This window comes from Aminobacter sp. DSM 101952 (assembly GCF_001424795.1).
GTDB lineage: Bacteria > Pseudomonadota > Alphaproteobacteria > Rhizobiales > Rhizobiaceae > Aminobacter > Aminobacter aganoensis.
In genome coordinates this window covers 380,338-395,738 of the sequence record NZ_LMCL01000012.1, presented here as the reverse complement: position 1 = coordinate 395,738, position 15,401 = coordinate 380,338, and the positions used below count along the sequence as shown (strand labels likewise).

Sequence of the window (15,401 nt, the reverse complement as noted above, 5' to 3'; positions counted from 1 at the left end):
AACGCGTGGGCCAAAGCAAAAGGCCATCTTCCGTTATCTATCTGATTTTAATAGGTAACATAGCTTGAAATGTCCGATGGTGGAGCTGAGGAGGATCGAACTCCTGACCTCGTCATTGCGAACGACGCGCTCTCCCAGCTGAGCTACAGCCCCGTCCAGCGGATGGCCGCATTTATTGACGGTGGGCGGCTTCTGTCAAGCGGCACGTGACGCAGGGGCGGCATGGCCGACGCGCATTGCAATGGCAATTGCCAGGCCTTGGGCGCGTTGGCCGATCGGGCCGCTATGCGAAGGTCGGCGTTCAACATGCGCCGGCAGCGCCTCCCTCTCGCGACCCTGCTCCAGCCTGATCCACCGGGGCGCACCCCCTGGTCCCGGCCATGGCCGGTGTTGCGATCGACACGGCCCAGGCGACCGGGGCTTGCCGCAAAAGCATGCAATGGCTAAATGTCGGCAACACATTGGAGAACGGCATGCTCGCCCTCATTCAGACGATCGTTCTGGCCCTCGACCTCTACTGGTGGATCATCATCGCCTCGGCGATCTTCTCCTGGCTCTATGCCTTCAACGTCGTCAACTCGCGCAACCAGTTCGTCGGCACCATCGGCAATATGCTGTTCCGCCTGACCGAACCGGCGCTGAAGCCGATCCGCCGCTTCATGCCCGACCTCGGCGGCATCGACATTTCACCGATCATCCTCTTGCTGCTGCTGTTCTTCGTGCGCCAGTTCATCCTGACGACGGTGCTGCCGCTCGTCATCTGAGCGGCCTGCCGGTGGCCGGCTTCTTCCGGGAATGCCGTGACGGTGTCGAGGTGTTCGTGCGGCTGACGCCGCGCGCCGCAAAAGATGCGGTCGAAGGCCTTGAGACGACCGCCGACGGACGCAGCCACCTTGCGGCACGGGTTCGCGCCGTGCCGGAAAAGGGTGAGGCCAATGCCGCGCTGGAAAGGCTTTTGGCCGCGTCGCTCGGCATTCCCAAAAAATCGGTCTCGGTGGTTGCCGGCGGCACATCGCGACTGAAGACGGTGCGGATCGTTGGCCATCCGGGAGACCTCGCGCCCGGGCTTGCCCTTCTGGCCGGACGGAAAGCCTGAGATCCCTGGATCGGGCGGCGGCGAGGGGGCATACTCGCGGCCGGTGGCGTGGCAAGATCGCCCATTGCCGGGGAGGCCGAGATGCGGAAACTGGTTCTGGCTGGCGTTCTGGCGATGCCCTGGCCCGTGGCGGCGGCGGAAGAAATCTCGAGCGCCTACACCGAGATCAGGACCGAGCAGGATTGCGTGACCTACGAGAAGGCCGGCGCCGACGACGGCGATTTCGCCAATTTCGCCTGTGCGGGATATCGCGGTTATCCGGTGCTGATGTTCACCGGCGACCTCAGGGAGTCGATGTACTACGGCTTTCCGCCAGCCAATCTCGACGGCGTGCCGTGGCAGAGCTTCGGTACCTTCAATTCGACCGGCGGCAGGATCGAGTGGCGTATTTCCAGCCATGACGGCCTGTCCGTACCGTTCGCGACCATCCATCGCTGGTATGTGCAGGACGAGGCCAGCGATGCGAAGCAGATCGAGGTGCTGGTGGTGGCCAAGGTCGGCCAGCCGGGCAAGGCGGATGGTTGCGCGGTCGGGCTTGTGCTGGCGACGGGAAAGCCCAATGCCAACGAGCTGGCACGAAAGATCGCCGACGAACAGGCCCGTGATTTTGCTTGCGGGGCCGACGAGCGGGTGCTCGTCGGCGAGCCCATTCCCGAATTCATCTCAGTCGACAGGACGGCGAACTAAGGCGCGGACGGCTGGACCGTCCGCGCCTTAAGATTGACGGGCTCCGGTCCGGAGCGAAAAGCCTCAGGCCTTCTGCTGCTTGGCGCGCTCGATCGCCTCGACGATCATCTTCTTGGCGTAGGCCGCATCGTGCCAGCCCTCGATCTTGACCCACTTGCCGGGTTCGAGATCCTTGTAGTGCGCAAAGAAATGCTCGATCTGTTTGAGGGTGATCTCGGGCAGGTCGGTGTATTCATGCACGTCCTCGTAGCGGCGCGTCAGCTTGGGCGACGGCACGGCGATGACCTTCTCGTCCTGGCCGGCATTGTCTTCCATGACCAGCACACCGATCGGGCGCACATTGATGACGCAGCCGGGGATGAGCTGGCGCGTGTTGCAGACCAGCACGTCGATCGGATCGCCGTCGCCGGAAAGCGTATGCGGCACGAAGCCGTAGTTACCCGGATAGTGCATCGGGGTGTAGAGGAAGCGGTCGACGACCAGCGTGCCGGCTTCCTTGTCCATCTCGTACTTGATCGGCTGCCCGCCAACGGGCACCTCGACGATCACGTTGACGTCTTCGGGCGGATTCTTGCCGATCGCGATTGCATCGATGCGCATGAGGGAAGCTCCAGATTAAAGGTGCCTCCCGATAAACGCGTTGGGTCGCGTGTGCAATGCAATATTGATGTCCGGAGGCTGCGACGAAAGGCGAGCCTTTCCCATCACTCCCAGACGAAAGCGACTTTCTTCAGTGCTTTCTGGTCGAAGACTTCGACGCCCTCGGCGATGTCGCGGCCACCGGCGCCGGCGTAGAAGGACAAGGCGTTCTCGTTTTCCTCGAGTGCCCAGACCACCATGCCCTTGAGGCCGTGGTCGGCGAGGCGCTGGCGGGCGGCGGCAAACAGCCGGCTGCCGAGGCCGATGCCCTGGCATTCGGGGCGCAAGTAGAGTTCGTAGATCTCGCCCTGCTGCTTGAGCTCGCGGGCGCGGTTGCGGCCGAGGGTGGCGTAGCCGGCAATCTTGCCGCCGATCTCGATGACCAGCACGGTGGCGGCGCGACGGATCGCGTTGGCCCACCATTCGCCGCCGCGGCGGTTGATCATGGCGGTCAGGGCGCGATGCGGGATGATGCCGGAATAGGCGCCGCGCCAGGCCTCATGATGCACTTCGGCGATGGCATCCGCGTCGCGGGGCTCGGCTTTCCTGATGTCGATTGTCAGCGTGTTCATAGTTTCTTAACCATAAACCGCGTTTCGGCCGTTGCAAAGAGTCCGCCGATGGGCCGACGGGCCTTTCACAGGATTGGGAACGAGATCGGCGCGCAGGTGTGTCCGAATGGACTCAGCTGATGCCGGCCGTGTCAAATTTCGACGAGATGGTCGTCGAGCTCGTTGACGTCGTTTGCCGACACCGGGAAATGCCGGGACAACAGGCCGCCGACGGTGGCGATGGCGGCTACGAAGCCGTCCGCGAGGCGGTTGTCGCGGGCTTGCGCGGTGAGGTCGCGGACGATTCCGTCCCAGGTGTCCTGCGGCACCTTGGCGTTGATGCCGGCGTCGGCGACGACCTCGGCATAACGTTCGGCCAGCGAAACGAAGATCAGGACACCAGTGCGTTCGCTGGTCAGATGGACGTTGCGGGCGAGGAACTGCCTGAGCGCATTGGCATGTGCCGCGCGCCAGAGCAGCCGGCGCGGCACCAGCCAGAGGCGCAGGCCAGGCAGCCACCACAAAAGTGCGCAGGCGGCGGCGACCGCCAGCAACTGGACGACGACGAAATGCGGCAGCCTGACCGCGATCCACCAGTATTCGAGGGCGAAGGCAGCGGCGAGGCTGACGAGCAGGATGCCCAACGTGACGGCGAAGGCGGCGGCGAAGAAATAGCCGTCGCTGCGGCGGGCGACGACGCAGTAGATCTCGCCGGCCGTTGCGGCCTCGGCCGCGCGGATCGCCGCTGCGATGCGTTCGTGGTCGCCGGAATTGAGGGTCGCTTCTGTCATGTCGTCCTACCAGCTTCCCGAAGAGCCACCGCCGCCGGAGGAGCCACCGCCACCGGAAAAGCCGCCTCCGCCCGACGACCAGCCGCCGCCACCGCCGCCGGAAGACCAGCCGCCTCCGCCCGAGGTCCAGCCGCCGCGCGACGAGGAGCCGGAGCGCTGGTTGTAGTTGAAGGTCATGCCCAGCCATTCGTAGCGGCCCGGACCGAGCTTGCGGCCATAGATGCGCGGCAGGATGGCCATGGCCATGCCGCCGAAGAACAGGGTCGCCCACAGCGCGATGAAAACGAAGAAGATGATGTCGTCTTCGCTCATGCCGGAGATGCCGGTCTGCTCGTTGCGCTTGGCACGGGCCTCGAGTTCGGCACCTTCGCCCTCGACCACCATGACGATGTCGTCGACCGCCTTGGAGATGCCGCCGGAGAAATCGCCGGCGCGGAAGGCCGGCACCATGGTGTTTTCGATGATCAGCTTGGTGTGCAGATCGGTCAGCACGCCCTCCAGCCCATAGCCGACCTCGATGCGCATGCGCCGGTCGTTGGGCGCGACGAGCAGCAGCACACCGTTGTCTTCGCCGGCCTGGCCGAGCTTCCAGGCGCGAAACAGCCGGTTGGCGTAGGGCTCGATTTCTTCGCCGTCGAGGCTGGGAATCGTGGCGACGACGATCTGGTCGGAGGACTTCTGCTGGAAGGCTTCGAGCTTCTGGACGAGTTCGGCCTTTGTCGCGGGATCGATGATGTTGGCGTCGTCAACCACACGGCCGGTGAGGGCGGGAAGCTCGGCGGCGAGGGCAGGGGCTGCGAACAGCAGCCAGGCGCCAGCAAGCGCTACAAGCAGCCGGAACAGTGTCCTCATGCGAAGGATACGCTGCCCCTCATCCGCCTGCCGGCACCTTCTCCCCGTGAAGGACGGGGAGAAGGGACAAGCGGCCACGTCGGCGCCTCCCTCTCCCCGTTTACGGGGAGAGGGTAAGGGCGAGGGGCATGGCTCTTCCGTTGGCGAGAAATGCACTGCTGGGTTCCCGACGGCCGCGCGTCACCCACCCTGCTTGGTGCCGAAATTCACCTTCGGCGCCTCGAGCTTGTCTTCGGCGACGGTGAAGTTCTGGAACGGCTCGTTGCGGAACCAGAAGGTGTTCCAGAGCATGGCGGGGAAGGTCTTGAGCGAGGTGTTGTAGACGCGAACGGTCTCGATGTAGTCGCGGCGGGCGACCGCGATGCGATTTTCGGTACCTTCGAGCTGCGCCTGCAAGGCGAGGAAGTTCTGGTTGGCCTTGAGGTCGGGGTAGTTCTCGACGACGGCGAGCAGGCGCGACAGCGCGCTGGTCAGTCCGGCCTGGTTTTCCTGGAAGGCCTTGAAGGCATTGGGGTCGGTCAGCGTCTCGGGCGTCACGGTGACCTGGGTGGCCTTGGCGCGGGCCTCGACAACGCCTTCGAGCACGTCCTTCTCGTGCGAGGCGTAACCCTTCACGGTTTCGACGAGGTTGGGGATCAGGTCGGCGCGGCGCTGGTACTGGTTCAGCACCTCGCTCCAGGCGGCCTTGGCCTGTTCTTCCTGCGTCGGGATGGTGTTGTAGCCGCAAGCCGACAGGAGCGGCATCACAAGCAACAGGAGGATCGCCGCCGGACGGAAACGGAAAGCGGGAAGTGCCGGCGAAGCTTGCATCTGCATTGGAATGTCCCCTCGACAAAGCGACTGATGGCACAGCATTATCACAAACATGCGCGGAGAAAACCGTTCGCGCCATGGCGATGATGCCGGGAGAGTTTTGACGATGGCTTCGCCGAGAGACAGCGACGGTGAAAAGGAATCGCGCCGTATCCTCGACCGCATCGCGCGCGAAAGCGACCCGGGCGGCGCCTCCTTCGTGGCGCGCAAGGCCGACGAGATGCGTAACCATCTCGCGGCCGCCGATGTCGACAAGGCCGATCCGATCGAGCACCTCGGGACGCGCATCGGCCGTATCCTGGGCTTCGTGCTGACGGTCGGCCTGGTCCTGTGGCTGATCAACTATCTCGTTCGAGGCGGATGACTTCATGATAGTTCAAGGCGAGACAGCCGCGCCACGCGCGGTGATCGTGGTGTCGAGCCATGTCGCGCGGGGCTCGGTGGGCAACCGTGCGGCGGTCTTCGCGCTGGAAACGCTTGGGCACCCGGTCTGGGCGGTGCCGACCGTCATGTTGCCCTGGCATCCGGGGCATGGCCGGGCGACGCGCATCGTGCCGCCGACCGACCAGTTTGCCGCCTTCATGGCCGATCTCGAAAGGGCGCCGTGGCTGGGCGAGGTAACCGCCGTTCTGTCCGGCTATCTCGGCGAAGCCGGCCAGGTGGAGGCGGTCGCGTCTCTGGTCGAGACGGTGAAGGCGAGGAACCCGCAGGCGCTCTACATCTGCGATCCGGTCATTGGCGACAAGGGCGGGCTCTATGTTGCGGAAGCGCTGGCGTCGGGCATTCGAGACCGGCTGCTGCCGCTGGCGGACATCGCCACGCCCAACCGCTACGAACTGGAATGGCTGACCGGCACCACGCTCGACGACATGCGCACGACCATGGCGGCAGCGCTCGCAGCACCGCCGCCGACGATGCTGGTGACATCGGCCCCGGCAATGATGGCCGGCGGCACCGGCAACCTGCTGGTCACCGAAACACAGGCACTGCTGGCCGAACACCGGACCGTCGAGCGCCCGCCCAACGGGCTTGGCGACCTGAGTGCCGCGGTGTTCCTGGCGCGGCTCCTGGCCGGACAGCCGGCAGCCAAGGCGCTGCAGTCGACCACGGCGTCGGTCTACGAGATCCTGGCGCGCACGTCGAAACGTGGCGGCGACGAGTTGCAGCTCGAAACCGATGCGCAGAGCCTGTCGCATCCGATGGCACAGGTCGAACTGCGCACGCTGATCCATCCCTCCAGGCGCCGAAAACCCGATCAGGATTCTGGGGCGTGACAATTGTCGGCGTCGACGGCTGCAAGGCCGGCTGGATCGCGGTGATCCGCAACGACGCTGCGACGAAGGCCGAGGTTTTTGGCAGCTTCACGGGACTGCTGGCGGCATTGCCCGATGACGCGGTCGTTGCCGTCGACATGCCGATCGGGCTTCCCGATTTCACGACCAGGGGCGGACGCGGGCCTGAGGCGCTGGTGCGGCCATTGCTCGGCCAAAGGCAGTCGAGCGTGTTTTCGATCCCGTCACGGGCGGCTGTCCATGCCGAGCCGGCAGCCTTCACCGACCTTGAGAGCTGGTATGCGGCCCATCGCAAGTCGAGCGAGGTGGCGATGCAAACGTCGGAACCGCCGCGCGGCGTGTCGATCCAGGCGTTCGGCATTTTTTCCAAGATCCGCGAGATCGATGCGCTGATGCTGGCCCGGCCGGAACTGCGCGGGCGGGTGATCGAATCGCATCCCGAGGTGGCGTTCTGGCGGCTGAACGGCGGGCAGGCGATGAGCCTGCCGAAGAAGATCAAGGGCAGCGTGAATGCCGCCGGCATGGAAGAGCGCAAGGCGCTGCTGGCACGCTGCGGTCATGACCGCGGCTTCCTCGATCAAGCGCCGCCGCGCGGGGCTGCATCGGACGATTTCCTCGATGCCTGCGCGATGATGCTGGTTGCGCAGCGCCACGGGCACGGAGAAACGATGAGCTTTCCGTCGCCGCCCGGGCGGGATAGCCATGGCATTCCGGTCGCGATCTGGGTTTAATGCCGTCATCCGACACGGAGACGTGCGATGAGACCCATTCGTGCGATGGCGGCGGCCCTGGCCTTGCTGGCGACCGTCAGTGCGGTGGCGCAGGAGAGCATCGTCGACCGCTGGTACGCGGCGCTGCTCAAGGCCGACGGAGTGGCGCTTTCAGCAATGCTGGCCGACAATGCCACGATCCGGCTCGACGACATCGGCGTGACCCAGACGAAGCAGGAGTTTCTCGCCTCGATGGGCGAGTGGCAGGTGGCCGTGAAGGGCGCCACCATCCGACACAAGATCGAGGCCGAAATGGGCGACACGGTTGCCGTGCGGACCTGCTACGACTTCCTCAACAACGACATGACCATGCGTGAGACCTTCACCACCAAGGACGGCGTCATCGTCGCCAACACGCAGATGACCATCGGCGAGAACTGCGACGGCTTCTGAGCCTATTTCAGGCGCGTCATCAGCGTCGGCTGGGGCAGCCGGCGCCAGGTCAGCCATGACAAGATGGCAGTGAGGCCCATCAGCGGAATGACCGTGGCCAGCGCGTTGATGGGGTCGCCCATCCAGGCGGACGCCGCGCCGCCGACCATGCCGGCACCCATCTGGAAGAAGCCCATCATCGCCGAGGCGGCGCCAGCATTGCCGGGGAATGGAGCAAGGGCGGCCGTCATCATGGCCGGCATGACCATGGCGATGCCGAAGGCGTAGATGCCGACCGGGACCATGACGCGCAGGAAGGTGGGCTCGTAGGCCCTGAGCACGATGGCCATGGCGATCGAGCCGACGGCGACGAAGAACAGGCCGACCGGCACCATGCGCGCCGCGCCGTAGCGCGGCATCAGCTTGCGCATGATCAGCGCGCCGGCCATGAAGTTAGCGGTCTGCATCAGCATTCCGACGCCGAACTGGGTGGCGGTCAGGCCGACGCGGTCCATCAGGATGAAGGCAAGCACCGTCGCCTGGGTGTAGATGGCGCCCGAGGTTCCGGCGATGACAAGGCTGCACAGGACGAAATACGGGCTGCGCAGCACCGAGCCATAGGACCTGGCAAGCGCGGCCGGGCGGATGCGGCTGAGATCGCGGGTCACCGTTTCGCGCAGGGCGAAGATGGTGACCAGCATGACGACGATGCCGAGCAACACCATGACGACGAAAATGGCGTGCCAGCCGAAGAACTCCATGGTCAGGCCGCCGAGCGTCGGGGCGATGGCCGGGCCGAGCGCCAACAGGATGCCGATCATGTTCATGATGCGGGCCGAGCGCTCGCTGGTGAAGACGTCGCGGACGACCGCGCGCGACACCGACACGCCGACAGCGGAGCCGACCCCTTGGAGAAAACGGGCGGCGATCAGGGTTTCGATGTTGGGCGCGACCAGCGCCAGCACCGATGCGGCGAGATAGATTGCCATGAAGACAAGGGTGATGGGACGGCGGCCGAAGCCGTCGGAAAGCGGGCCGCAGACGAGCTGGGCGAAGGCGAAGCCGCCGAAATAGAGCGACAGCGTCATCTTGACGGCCGCCTCGGTGGTGCCGAAGGCCTGGACGATCTCGGGCATGGCCGGGGTGAAGAGCGCGAGCGAGATCGGGCCGATGGCAACCATCAGGCCGCCGATCAGGGACACCCGGCGTTCGCTCATGATCGGCGCGGAGACGGTTGCCAGCGGTTCGGCGGCTGAAATGTCAGGACGCATGTTCATGCCGCCGTGCTTTCGGTCGACTGGGCTTCGGTCCGGGAGGCGAGCAGGTTGGCGCGGGCGGACCTGAGGGCGGCGAGAAGGCGCTGCCAGTCGTCGGGATCGATCCCTTGCGCGGCATCGCTGCGGATGCCGGCGGCGATGGGTTCGATCTGCGCGACCACCGCCGAACCCGCGTCGGTGAGCTTGACGAGCTTGGCCCGCCGGTCGGCCGGGTCTGGCTGGCGCTCGACATATCCCTTGCCTTCGAGCCGGTCGAGTAGTCCGCTCAGCGTCATCGCCTCGATGCCGAGGCGCTCGGCAAGCGCGGTCTGGCGGAGCGGGCCGGCGCGGCGGACATTGAACAGCACGCGGCCTTCGCCAGTGGTCAGGCCGAGGCCGGCCTCGCCAGTGCGGCGGTCCATCTCGGCGCGGATGATGCGCGACAGGTCGTTGACGATGAAGCCGAACGTGTCGGTTTCGCTGCTGTTCGGCATTTGCTAAGTAATCCTTATTATATGGAATACTTAGTTTACCGTAGGCGACGAGTCAATGCGGTTGCGCAGCTTCCGGTCCGGCCCTACATCGAAGCTGTCCGCACCGAACGCCAATCAAGGAAGCTTTCCATGTCCGTCACGATCGATCTCGCGCGCCATCCGTTGACCCATTGGGCCGGGCCGCTGGGCCTGCCGGATTTCACCAGGATCGCGGACGGCGATTTCGGACCGGTGTTCGACGCGGCACTTGCTGCGCATGCCGCCGAAGTCGATGCGATCGCGGCCAATGCCGAACCGGCGACGATTGCCAATACGCTGGAAGCGCTGGAGCTCGCTGGCGACGCGCTCGATCGTGTGTCGTCGATCTTCTGGTGCCGGGCCGGCGCCCACACCAATGACGCGATCCAGGCCATGGAGCGCGAGATTTCGCCGAAGATGGCCCGGCACTTCTCGGCCATTTCGATGAACGAGAAGCTGTTCGCCCGCATTGATGATCTTTATGGGCGCCGTGCCGCGCTTGGCCTTGATGCCGAGACGCTGCGGGTACTGGAAAAGACCTGGAAGGGCTTTGTCCGCTCCGGCGCCAAGCTCGATCCCGAGGGCAAGCAGCGGCTTGCCGCGATCCAGGAGGAACTGGCTTCGCTGGGCGCCAGGTTCGGCCAGAACGTGCTCGCCGACGAGAAGGAATGGGTGCTGTTCCTCGACGAGGCCGATCTCGCCGGGCTGCCCGAGTTCGTGCGCGGCGCAATGGCCCAGGCGGCGGAGACGCGCGGCCAGAAGGGCAAGTATGCCGTCACCCTGTCACGCTCGATCTATGAGCCTTTTACCACCTTCTCCGAGCGGCGTGACCTGCGCGAAAAGGCCTTCAAGGCATTTTCCGGGCGTGGCGAAACGGGTGGCGCGACCGACAATGCCGGCGTCGTGCGCGATACACTGCGGCTGCGCGCCGAAAAGGCGAAGCTGCTCGGCTACGACAGCTATGCGTCGCTGAAACTCGACGACACCATGGCCAAGACGCCGAAGGCGGTGATGGAACTGCTCGAGCCGGTGTGGAACAAGGCGCGCGAGAAGGCGGCCGCCGACGAGGCGGAATTGCAGAGGCTGGCTGCAGCGGCGGGCAGCAATGACAAGCTAGCCGCCTGGGACTGGCGCTTTTACCAGGAGAAGCTGCGGGCCGAGAAGTATGCTTTCGACGAGGCCGAGCTGAAGCCCTATCTCCAGCTCGAAAAGATCATCGACGCCTGCTTCGACGTGGCGACCAGGCTGTTCGGCGTCACTTTCAAGGAAAAGCCGGGCATTGCCGCCTGGCATCCGGATGCCAGGGTTTTCGAGGTGTTCAACGCCGACGGCAGCAAGCGTGGCCTGTTCCTGGCCGACTATTTCGCGCGGCAGTCGAAGCGTTCCGGCGCCTGGATGAGTTCGCTGCAGTCGGGGCACAGGCTGGGCAAGGGGGCAACGCCCTTCATCTACAACATCATGAACTTCGCCAAGCCGGCGGCGGGCGAGCCGGCGTTGCTGTCGCTCGACGAGGCCAAGACCCTGTTCCACGAGTTCGGCCACGCGCTGCATGGCATGTTGACCGACGTCACCTGGCCGTCGGTCTCGGGCACCTCGGTCAGCCGCGACTTCGTGGAGCTGCCGTCGCAGCTCTACGAGCACTGGCTGACGGTGCCGGCGGTGCTGGAGAAGCACGCGCTGCACTACAAGACAGGCAGGCCGATGCCGAAGGAACTGCTCGACAAGATGCTGGCGGCCAAGACCTTCGGCGCCGGATTCGCCACCGTCGAGTTCACCTCGTCGGCGCTCGTCGACATGGCCTACCACGCCCGTCCCGATGCGCCGGCGGAACCGGCGGCCTTCGAGGCCGAGACGCTGGAAAAGCTCGGCATGCCAGAGGCGATCGTCATGCGCCACCGCACCCCGCATTTCCTGCATGTGTTCTCAGGCGAAGGCTATTCGGCCGGCTACTACTCCTACATGTGGTCGGAAGTGCTTGATGCCGACGCTTTCGCCGCCTTCGAGGAAACGGGCGATGCGTTCAATCCGGCAATGGCGGAGAAGCTGCGCAAGCACATCTACTCGGCCGGCGGTTCAGCCGATCCGGAGGAGCTCTACAAGGCCTTCCGCGGCAAGATGCCGTCGCCCGAGGCGATGATGGAAAAGCGCGGGCTGAACTGACTTTTAGTTTGGTAGGCACTGCGGGCTGCCCCCACCTCTAACCCCTCCCCACAAAGGGGAGCGGAACTTGAGGGCTTCGCATGCCGAGCTCTTTCGTTGATGTCTTTGCACTGCCTTGACGTTTCATCGGAGGTGGCGAGAGGGCGTCCCCCTTGTGGGGTGGGGGACGGGTGGGTGTATCAACACCACCAAGAGCATTAGGAATAGGACAAAGATGGAACTACCGGCAGCATTGCGGGCGGCGGTCGACCGGGCGCTGGAAGGCGTGCCGCTGGCCGAGTTGCAGTGCGCCGCCGACACGCTGTCGAGCCGCTATCGCGCCGAGACGCGCGATGGCCGCCTGCACCTGTCCGACGAGATGTTTGCCCGTGCCTATCTGGCGACACGGCTGCCGGCGACATTTGCCGCGGTCAGGGCGAGCCTCGAGAGCGCGGCCGAGCTTATGCCGGATTTCGAGCCGAAGAGCCTGCTCGACGTCGGCGCCGGGCCCGGCACGGCACTTTGGGCCGCCGCCGACTGCTGGCCGACGCTTGCCTCGGCGACGATGCTCGAAGCCAGCCAGCCGATCCGGAAGGTCGGAGAGGAGCTTTCGGCGCATGCGGGTGTCGATGTCGAGTGGCGAGCAGCGGATGCCTCCAAGAGCTTCGACGCCGAAAAAGCCGAACTGGTGACGCTGGCCTATGTGCTGGACGAGCTTTCGCCGGCCGAAGGGCTGACCCTGATCGAGCGGCTGTGGGCTGCGACCTCGGGGCTCTTGGTCATCGTCGAGCCGGGCACGCCGGCCGGCTGGCGACGGATCGTCGGGGTGCGGTCGCGGCTCGTCGAGCTGGGTGGGCATCTGGCGGCACCTTGTCCGCACAGCCAGGCCTGCCCGATCGTCGAACCCGACTGGTGCCATTTTTCGCGGCGCGTGGCGCGCTCGCGCGTTCATCGCCTGACCAAGCGCGGCGACGTGCCCTGGGAAGACGAGAAGTACATCTTCCTTGCGGCATCGCGCCTGCCCGCCGACACGCATGCCGCCCGGGTGCTGGCGCCAGCGCGCGGCGGCTCGGGAAAGATCCAGCTGAAGCTTTGCCAGAGCGATGGCTCCCTCGTCGAAAAACTCCTGACCAAGCGCGACGGCGACCAGTTCAGGACGGCGCGCCGGGTCGACTGGGGCGACATTTTGTAGCCTTGCGGGGCGAAGGAAAATCAGTCGATTTGCCCGCCCCCCTTTCGCATTTGCGAAAAAAGCTGTATGAGCCCGCCCACACGAAACGCGGCGCGTCGACAGGCAGTGCCCGCAACGCTCCCGAGTAGACATATGAACCTCCGCAATATCGCGATCATCGCGCACGTCGACCATGGCAAGACCACGCTCGTCGATGCGCTCCTCAAGCAATCCGGTTCTTTCCGTGAAAATCAGCGCGTCGCCGAGCGCGCGATGGACTCGGGCGATATCGAAAAAGAACGCGGCATCACCATCCTGGCCAAGGCGACCTCGGTCGATTGGAAAGAGACCCGCATCAACATCGTTGACACGCCGGGCCACGCCGATTTCGGCGGTGAAGTCGAGCGCATCCTGTCGATGGTCGACAGCGCCATCGTGCTTGTCGACGCTGCAGAAGGCCCGATGCCGCAGACCAAGTTCGTGGTCGGCAAGGCGCTCAAGGTCGGCCTCCGCCCGATCGTCGTCATCAACAAGATCGACCGTCCCGACGCCCGCCACCAGGAAGTCATCAACGAGGTGTTCGACCTGTTCGCGGCGCTCGACGCCACCGACGAGCAGCTCGACTTCCCGATCCTCTACGGTTCGGGCCGCGATGGCTGGGTTTCCGAGAATCCGGAAGGCCCGAAGGACCAGGGCCTGGCACCGCTGTTCGACCTCGTGCTCAAGCATGTTCCGGCGCCGACGGTTAATCCCGGCCCGTTCCGCATGATCGGCACCATCCTCGAGGCCAACCCGTTCCTCGGCCGCATCATCACCGGCCGCATCGAGGCCGGCACGCTGAAGCCGAACCAGGCTGTCAAGGTGCTGCACCATGACGGCACGCTGCTGGAAAACGGCCGCGTTACCAAGATCCTCGCCTTCCGCGGCATCGAACGCCAGCCGATCGAAGAGGCCCACGCAGGCGACATCGTCGCCATTGCCGGTCTTTCGAAGGGCACCGTCGCCGACACCTTCTGCGATCCGTCGGTGAACGCGCCGATGGCCGCGCAGCCGATCGATCCGCCAACCGTCACCATGTCCTTCATCGTCAACGATTCGCCGCTGGCCGGCACCGAGGGCGACAAGGTGACCAGCCGCGTCATTCGCGACCGCCTGATGAAGGAAGCAGAAGGCAACGTCGCGCTCAGGATCGAAGAGTCGCCGGACAAGGACTCGTTCTTCGTGTCCGGTCGTGGCGAATTGCAGCTTGCGGTGCTGATCGAAACGATGCGCCGCGAAGGCTTCGAGCTGGCCGTGTCGCGTCCGCGCGTGGTCATGCAGAAGGATGAGAACGGCGAACTGCTCGAGCCCGTCGAAGAAGTCGTCATCGACGTCGACGAGGAGCATGCCGGCGTCGTCGTGCAGAAGATGTCGGAGCGCAAGGCCGAGATGGTCGAGCTGCGTCCTTCGGGCGGCAACCGCCAGCGCCTGGTGTTCCACGCGCCGACGCGCGGCCTGATCGGCTATCAGTCGGAGCTGCTCACCGATACGCGCGGCACGGCCGTCATGAACCGCCTGTTCCACTCTTACCAGCCCTACAAGGGCGAGCTGCCCGGCCGTACCAATGGCGTGCTGATCTCCAACGACCAGGGCGAGTCGGTGGCGTTCGCCATGTGGAACCTCGAAGATCGCGGCCCGATGGTCATCGACGCCGGCGTCAAGGTCTATCAGGGCATGATCATCGGCATCCACAGCCGCGACAATGACCTCGAAGTCAACGTGCTGAAGGGCAAGAAGCTGACCAACATCCGCGCCGCCGGCAAGGATGAAGCCGTTCGCCTGACGCCGCCGATCCGCATGACGCTCGAGCGCGCCCTGGCCTGGATCCAGGACGACGAGCTGGTCGAGGTGACGCCGAAGACCATCCGCCTGCGCAAGCTCTATCTCGACCCGAACGAGCGCAAGCGCTTCGAAAAGTCGAAGGGCGCGGCATAAGCCAACCCGACATGAACCAAAAAAGGGCGTCTCCACTGGAGGCGCCCTTTTTTGTTTGCAAGACAGGATCGCGTCGATTGTCACATCTCGATGATCGGCGCCACCTCGACCGAACCGCCGGCGGCAAGGATCGGGCAACCCTTGGTGATGCGCGCAGCGTCGGCGGCATCTTTCGCATCGAAGACCGAGTAGCCGCTCACCGGATTGGCGGCGACCGTCTGGGACGTGCCGACCGGTGCACCGCCATCGACGACGGCCGCTCCCAGGGCGGCAAACCAGTCCATCCAGGCCTTCATCACCGTTGCGCCTTCTTCCTGCGACTGCGGTATCGCACCGCCGTGATAGACGAAGAGAAACTTGGCCATGACATACCTCCCGTGGCGTGCCGACAGGCCGGCCACCCGGCATCTTGCCAGCGCAGGACGCACCATCCGCCCGAAGCCTGTCGCGGGCAAGCGCCGTCCGGTGCCCGGTTCCGTCAAAATC

18 protein-coding genes and 1 tRNA gene are annotated in these 15,401 nt (G+C 65.0%); 10 read left to right on the top strand and 9 right to left on the bottom strand.

What is annotated here, in order from left to right:
* Positions 1 to 77: 77 nt before the first annotated feature.
* Positions 78 to 153, bottom strand: a tRNA-Ala gene (locus ASC75_RS12015).
* A gap of 320 nt (positions 154 to 473) precedes the next feature.
* Here ASC75_RS12015 and ASC75_RS12010 point away from each other — a divergent pair.
* The 3 genes from ASC75_RS12010 to ASC75_RS12000 all read left to right on the top strand — a co-directional run bounded on the left by ASC75_RS12010 (position 474) and on the right by ASC75_RS12000 (position 1,783).
* Positions 474 to 764 (top strand): YggT family protein, encoded by a 291-nt coding sequence (locus ASC75_RS12010; protein WP_055975475.1) that lies wholly within the window; start codon positions 474 to 476, stop codon positions 762 to 764.
* A gap of 11 nt (positions 765 to 775) precedes the next feature.
* Positions 776 to 1,096, top strand: coding sequence for a DUF167 family protein (locus ASC75_RS12005; protein WP_055975040.1), 321 nt, complete (start codon positions 776 to 778; stop codon positions 1,094 to 1,096).
* An 81-nt stretch (positions 1,097 to 1,177) separates the two neighbouring features.
* Complete coding sequence (locus ASC75_RS12000) at positions 1,178 to 1,783, top strand: hypothetical protein (RefSeq protein WP_055975036.1); 606 nt, start codon at positions 1,178 to 1,180, stop codon at positions 1,781 to 1,783.
* 63 nt (positions 1,784 to 1,846) lie between these two features.
* Here ASC75_RS12000 and ppa read toward each other — a convergent pair whose 3' ends face one another.
* From ppa to ASC75_RS11975, 5 genes are all read right to left on the bottom strand, one after another.
* Entirely contained in the window at positions 1,847 to 2,383 is a 537-nt protein-coding gene (ppa, locus tag ASC75_RS11995) for an inorganic diphosphatase (RefSeq protein WP_055975033.1), read from the bottom strand.
* A 104-nt stretch (positions 2,384 to 2,487) separates the two neighbouring features.
* On the bottom strand, positions 2,488 to 2,994 hold the full coding sequence (locus ASC75_RS11990; RefSeq protein ID WP_055975030.1) for a GNAT family N-acetyltransferase: 507 nt from the start codon (positions 2,992 to 2,994) through the stop codon (positions 2,488 to 2,490).
* 131 nt (positions 2,995 to 3,125) lie between these two features.
* The gene (locus tag ASC75_RS11985; RefSeq protein WP_055975028.1) at positions 3,126 to 3,764 is read right to left on the bottom strand and encodes a TPM domain-containing protein; all 639 of its coding nucleotides are present in this window, start codon (positions 3,762 to 3,764) and stop codon (positions 3,126 to 3,128) included.
* Positions 3,765 to 3,770: 6 nt separating this feature from the next.
* A complete protein-coding gene (locus tag ASC75_RS11980) occupies positions 3,771 to 4,616 on the bottom strand; it encodes a YgcG family protein (RefSeq protein ID WP_210309437.1) in 846 nt (281 codons plus the stop codon).
* 180 nt (positions 4,617 to 4,796) lie between these two features.
* The gene (locus ASC75_RS11975; protein ID WP_055975025.1) at positions 4,797 to 5,432 is read right to left on the bottom strand and encodes a LemA family protein; all 636 of its coding nucleotides are present in this window, start codon (positions 5,430 to 5,432) and stop codon (positions 4,797 to 4,799) included.
* Positions 5,433 to 5,535: 103 nt separating this feature from the next.
* On the opposite strand from ASC75_RS11975, the gene ASC75_RS11970 reads away from it, so the two are divergent.
* From ASC75_RS11970 to ASC75_RS11955, 4 genes are read left to right on the top strand one after another with little or no spacing between them, the layout of a single operon-like run.
* The gene (locus tag ASC75_RS11970) at positions 5,536 to 5,793 is read left to right on the top strand and encodes a hypothetical protein (RefSeq protein WP_055975022.1); all 258 of its coding nucleotides are present in this window, start codon (positions 5,536 to 5,538) and stop codon (positions 5,791 to 5,793) included.
* A 4-nt stretch (positions 5,794 to 5,797) separates the two neighbouring features.
* Positions 5,798 to 6,703 carry a pyridoxal kinase PdxY gene (gene pdxY, locus ASC75_RS11965; RefSeq protein ID WP_055975019.1) on the top strand — a complete coding sequence of 302 codons (906 nt, stop codon included), beginning with the start codon at positions 5,798 to 5,800 and terminating at the stop codon, positions 6,701 to 6,703.
* The gene (locus tag ASC75_RS11960) at positions 6,700 to 7,452 is read left to right on the top strand and encodes a DUF429 domain-containing protein (protein WP_055975016.1); all 753 of its coding nucleotides are present in this window, start codon (positions 6,700 to 6,702) and stop codon (positions 7,450 to 7,452) included. Before pdxY ends, ASC75_RS11960 begins: the two co-directional genes overlap by 4 nt.
* 27 nt (positions 7,453 to 7,479) lie before the next feature.
* Positions 7,480 to 7,884 (top strand): nuclear transport factor 2 family protein, encoded by a 405-nt coding sequence (locus tag ASC75_RS11955; RefSeq protein ID WP_055975012.1) that lies wholly within the window; start codon positions 7,480 to 7,482, stop codon positions 7,882 to 7,884.
* Positions 7,885 to 7,886: 2 nt separating this feature from the next.
* Here the strand turns inward: ASC75_RS11955 and ASC75_RS11950 are convergent, their stop codons facing one another.
* Both ASC75_RS11950 and ASC75_RS11945 read right to left on the bottom strand, forming a co-directional pair.
* The gene (locus ASC75_RS11950; RefSeq protein WP_055975010.1) at positions 7,887 to 9,140 is read right to left on the bottom strand and encodes a multidrug effflux MFS transporter; all 1,254 of its coding nucleotides are present in this window, start codon (positions 9,138 to 9,140) and stop codon (positions 7,887 to 7,889) included.
* Positions 9,137 to 9,613: a MarR family transcriptional regulator gene (locus ASC75_RS11945; protein WP_055975007.1), complete on the bottom strand. Its 477-nt coding sequence runs from the start codon at positions 9,611 to 9,613 to the stop codon at positions 9,137 to 9,139. Before ASC75_RS11945 ends, ASC75_RS11950 begins: the two co-directional genes overlap by 4 nt.
* A 129-nt stretch (positions 9,614 to 9,742) precedes the next feature.
* Between ASC75_RS11945 and ASC75_RS11940 the strand changes: the two genes are divergently transcribed.
* From ASC75_RS11940 to typA, 3 genes are all read left to right on the top strand, one after another.
* A complete protein-coding gene (locus tag ASC75_RS11940) occupies positions 9,743 to 11,791 on the top strand; it encodes a M3 family metallopeptidase (protein ID WP_055975003.1) in 2,049 nt (682 codons plus the stop codon).
* A gap of 214 nt (positions 11,792 to 12,005) precedes the next feature.
* Positions 12,006 to 12,962, top strand: coding sequence for a small ribosomal subunit Rsm22 family protein (locus ASC75_RS11935; protein WP_055975000.1), 957 nt, complete (start codon positions 12,006 to 12,008; stop codon positions 12,960 to 12,962).
* A gap of 132 nt (positions 12,963 to 13,094) precedes the next feature.
* Positions 13,095 to 14,915, top strand: a complete 1,821-nt coding sequence (typA, locus tag ASC75_RS11930; RefSeq protein WP_055974997.1) for a translational GTPase TypA — start codon at positions 13,095 to 13,097, stop codon at positions 14,913 to 14,915.
* An 80-nt stretch (positions 14,916 to 14,995) separates the two neighbouring features.
* Here the strand turns inward: typA and ASC75_RS11925 are convergent, their stop codons facing one another.
* Positions 14,996 to 15,280 (bottom strand): YciI family protein, encoded by a 285-nt coding sequence (locus ASC75_RS11925; protein WP_055974993.1) that lies wholly within the window; start codon positions 15,278 to 15,280, stop codon positions 14,996 to 14,998.
* Positions 15,281 to 15,401 lie beyond the last annotated feature (121 nt).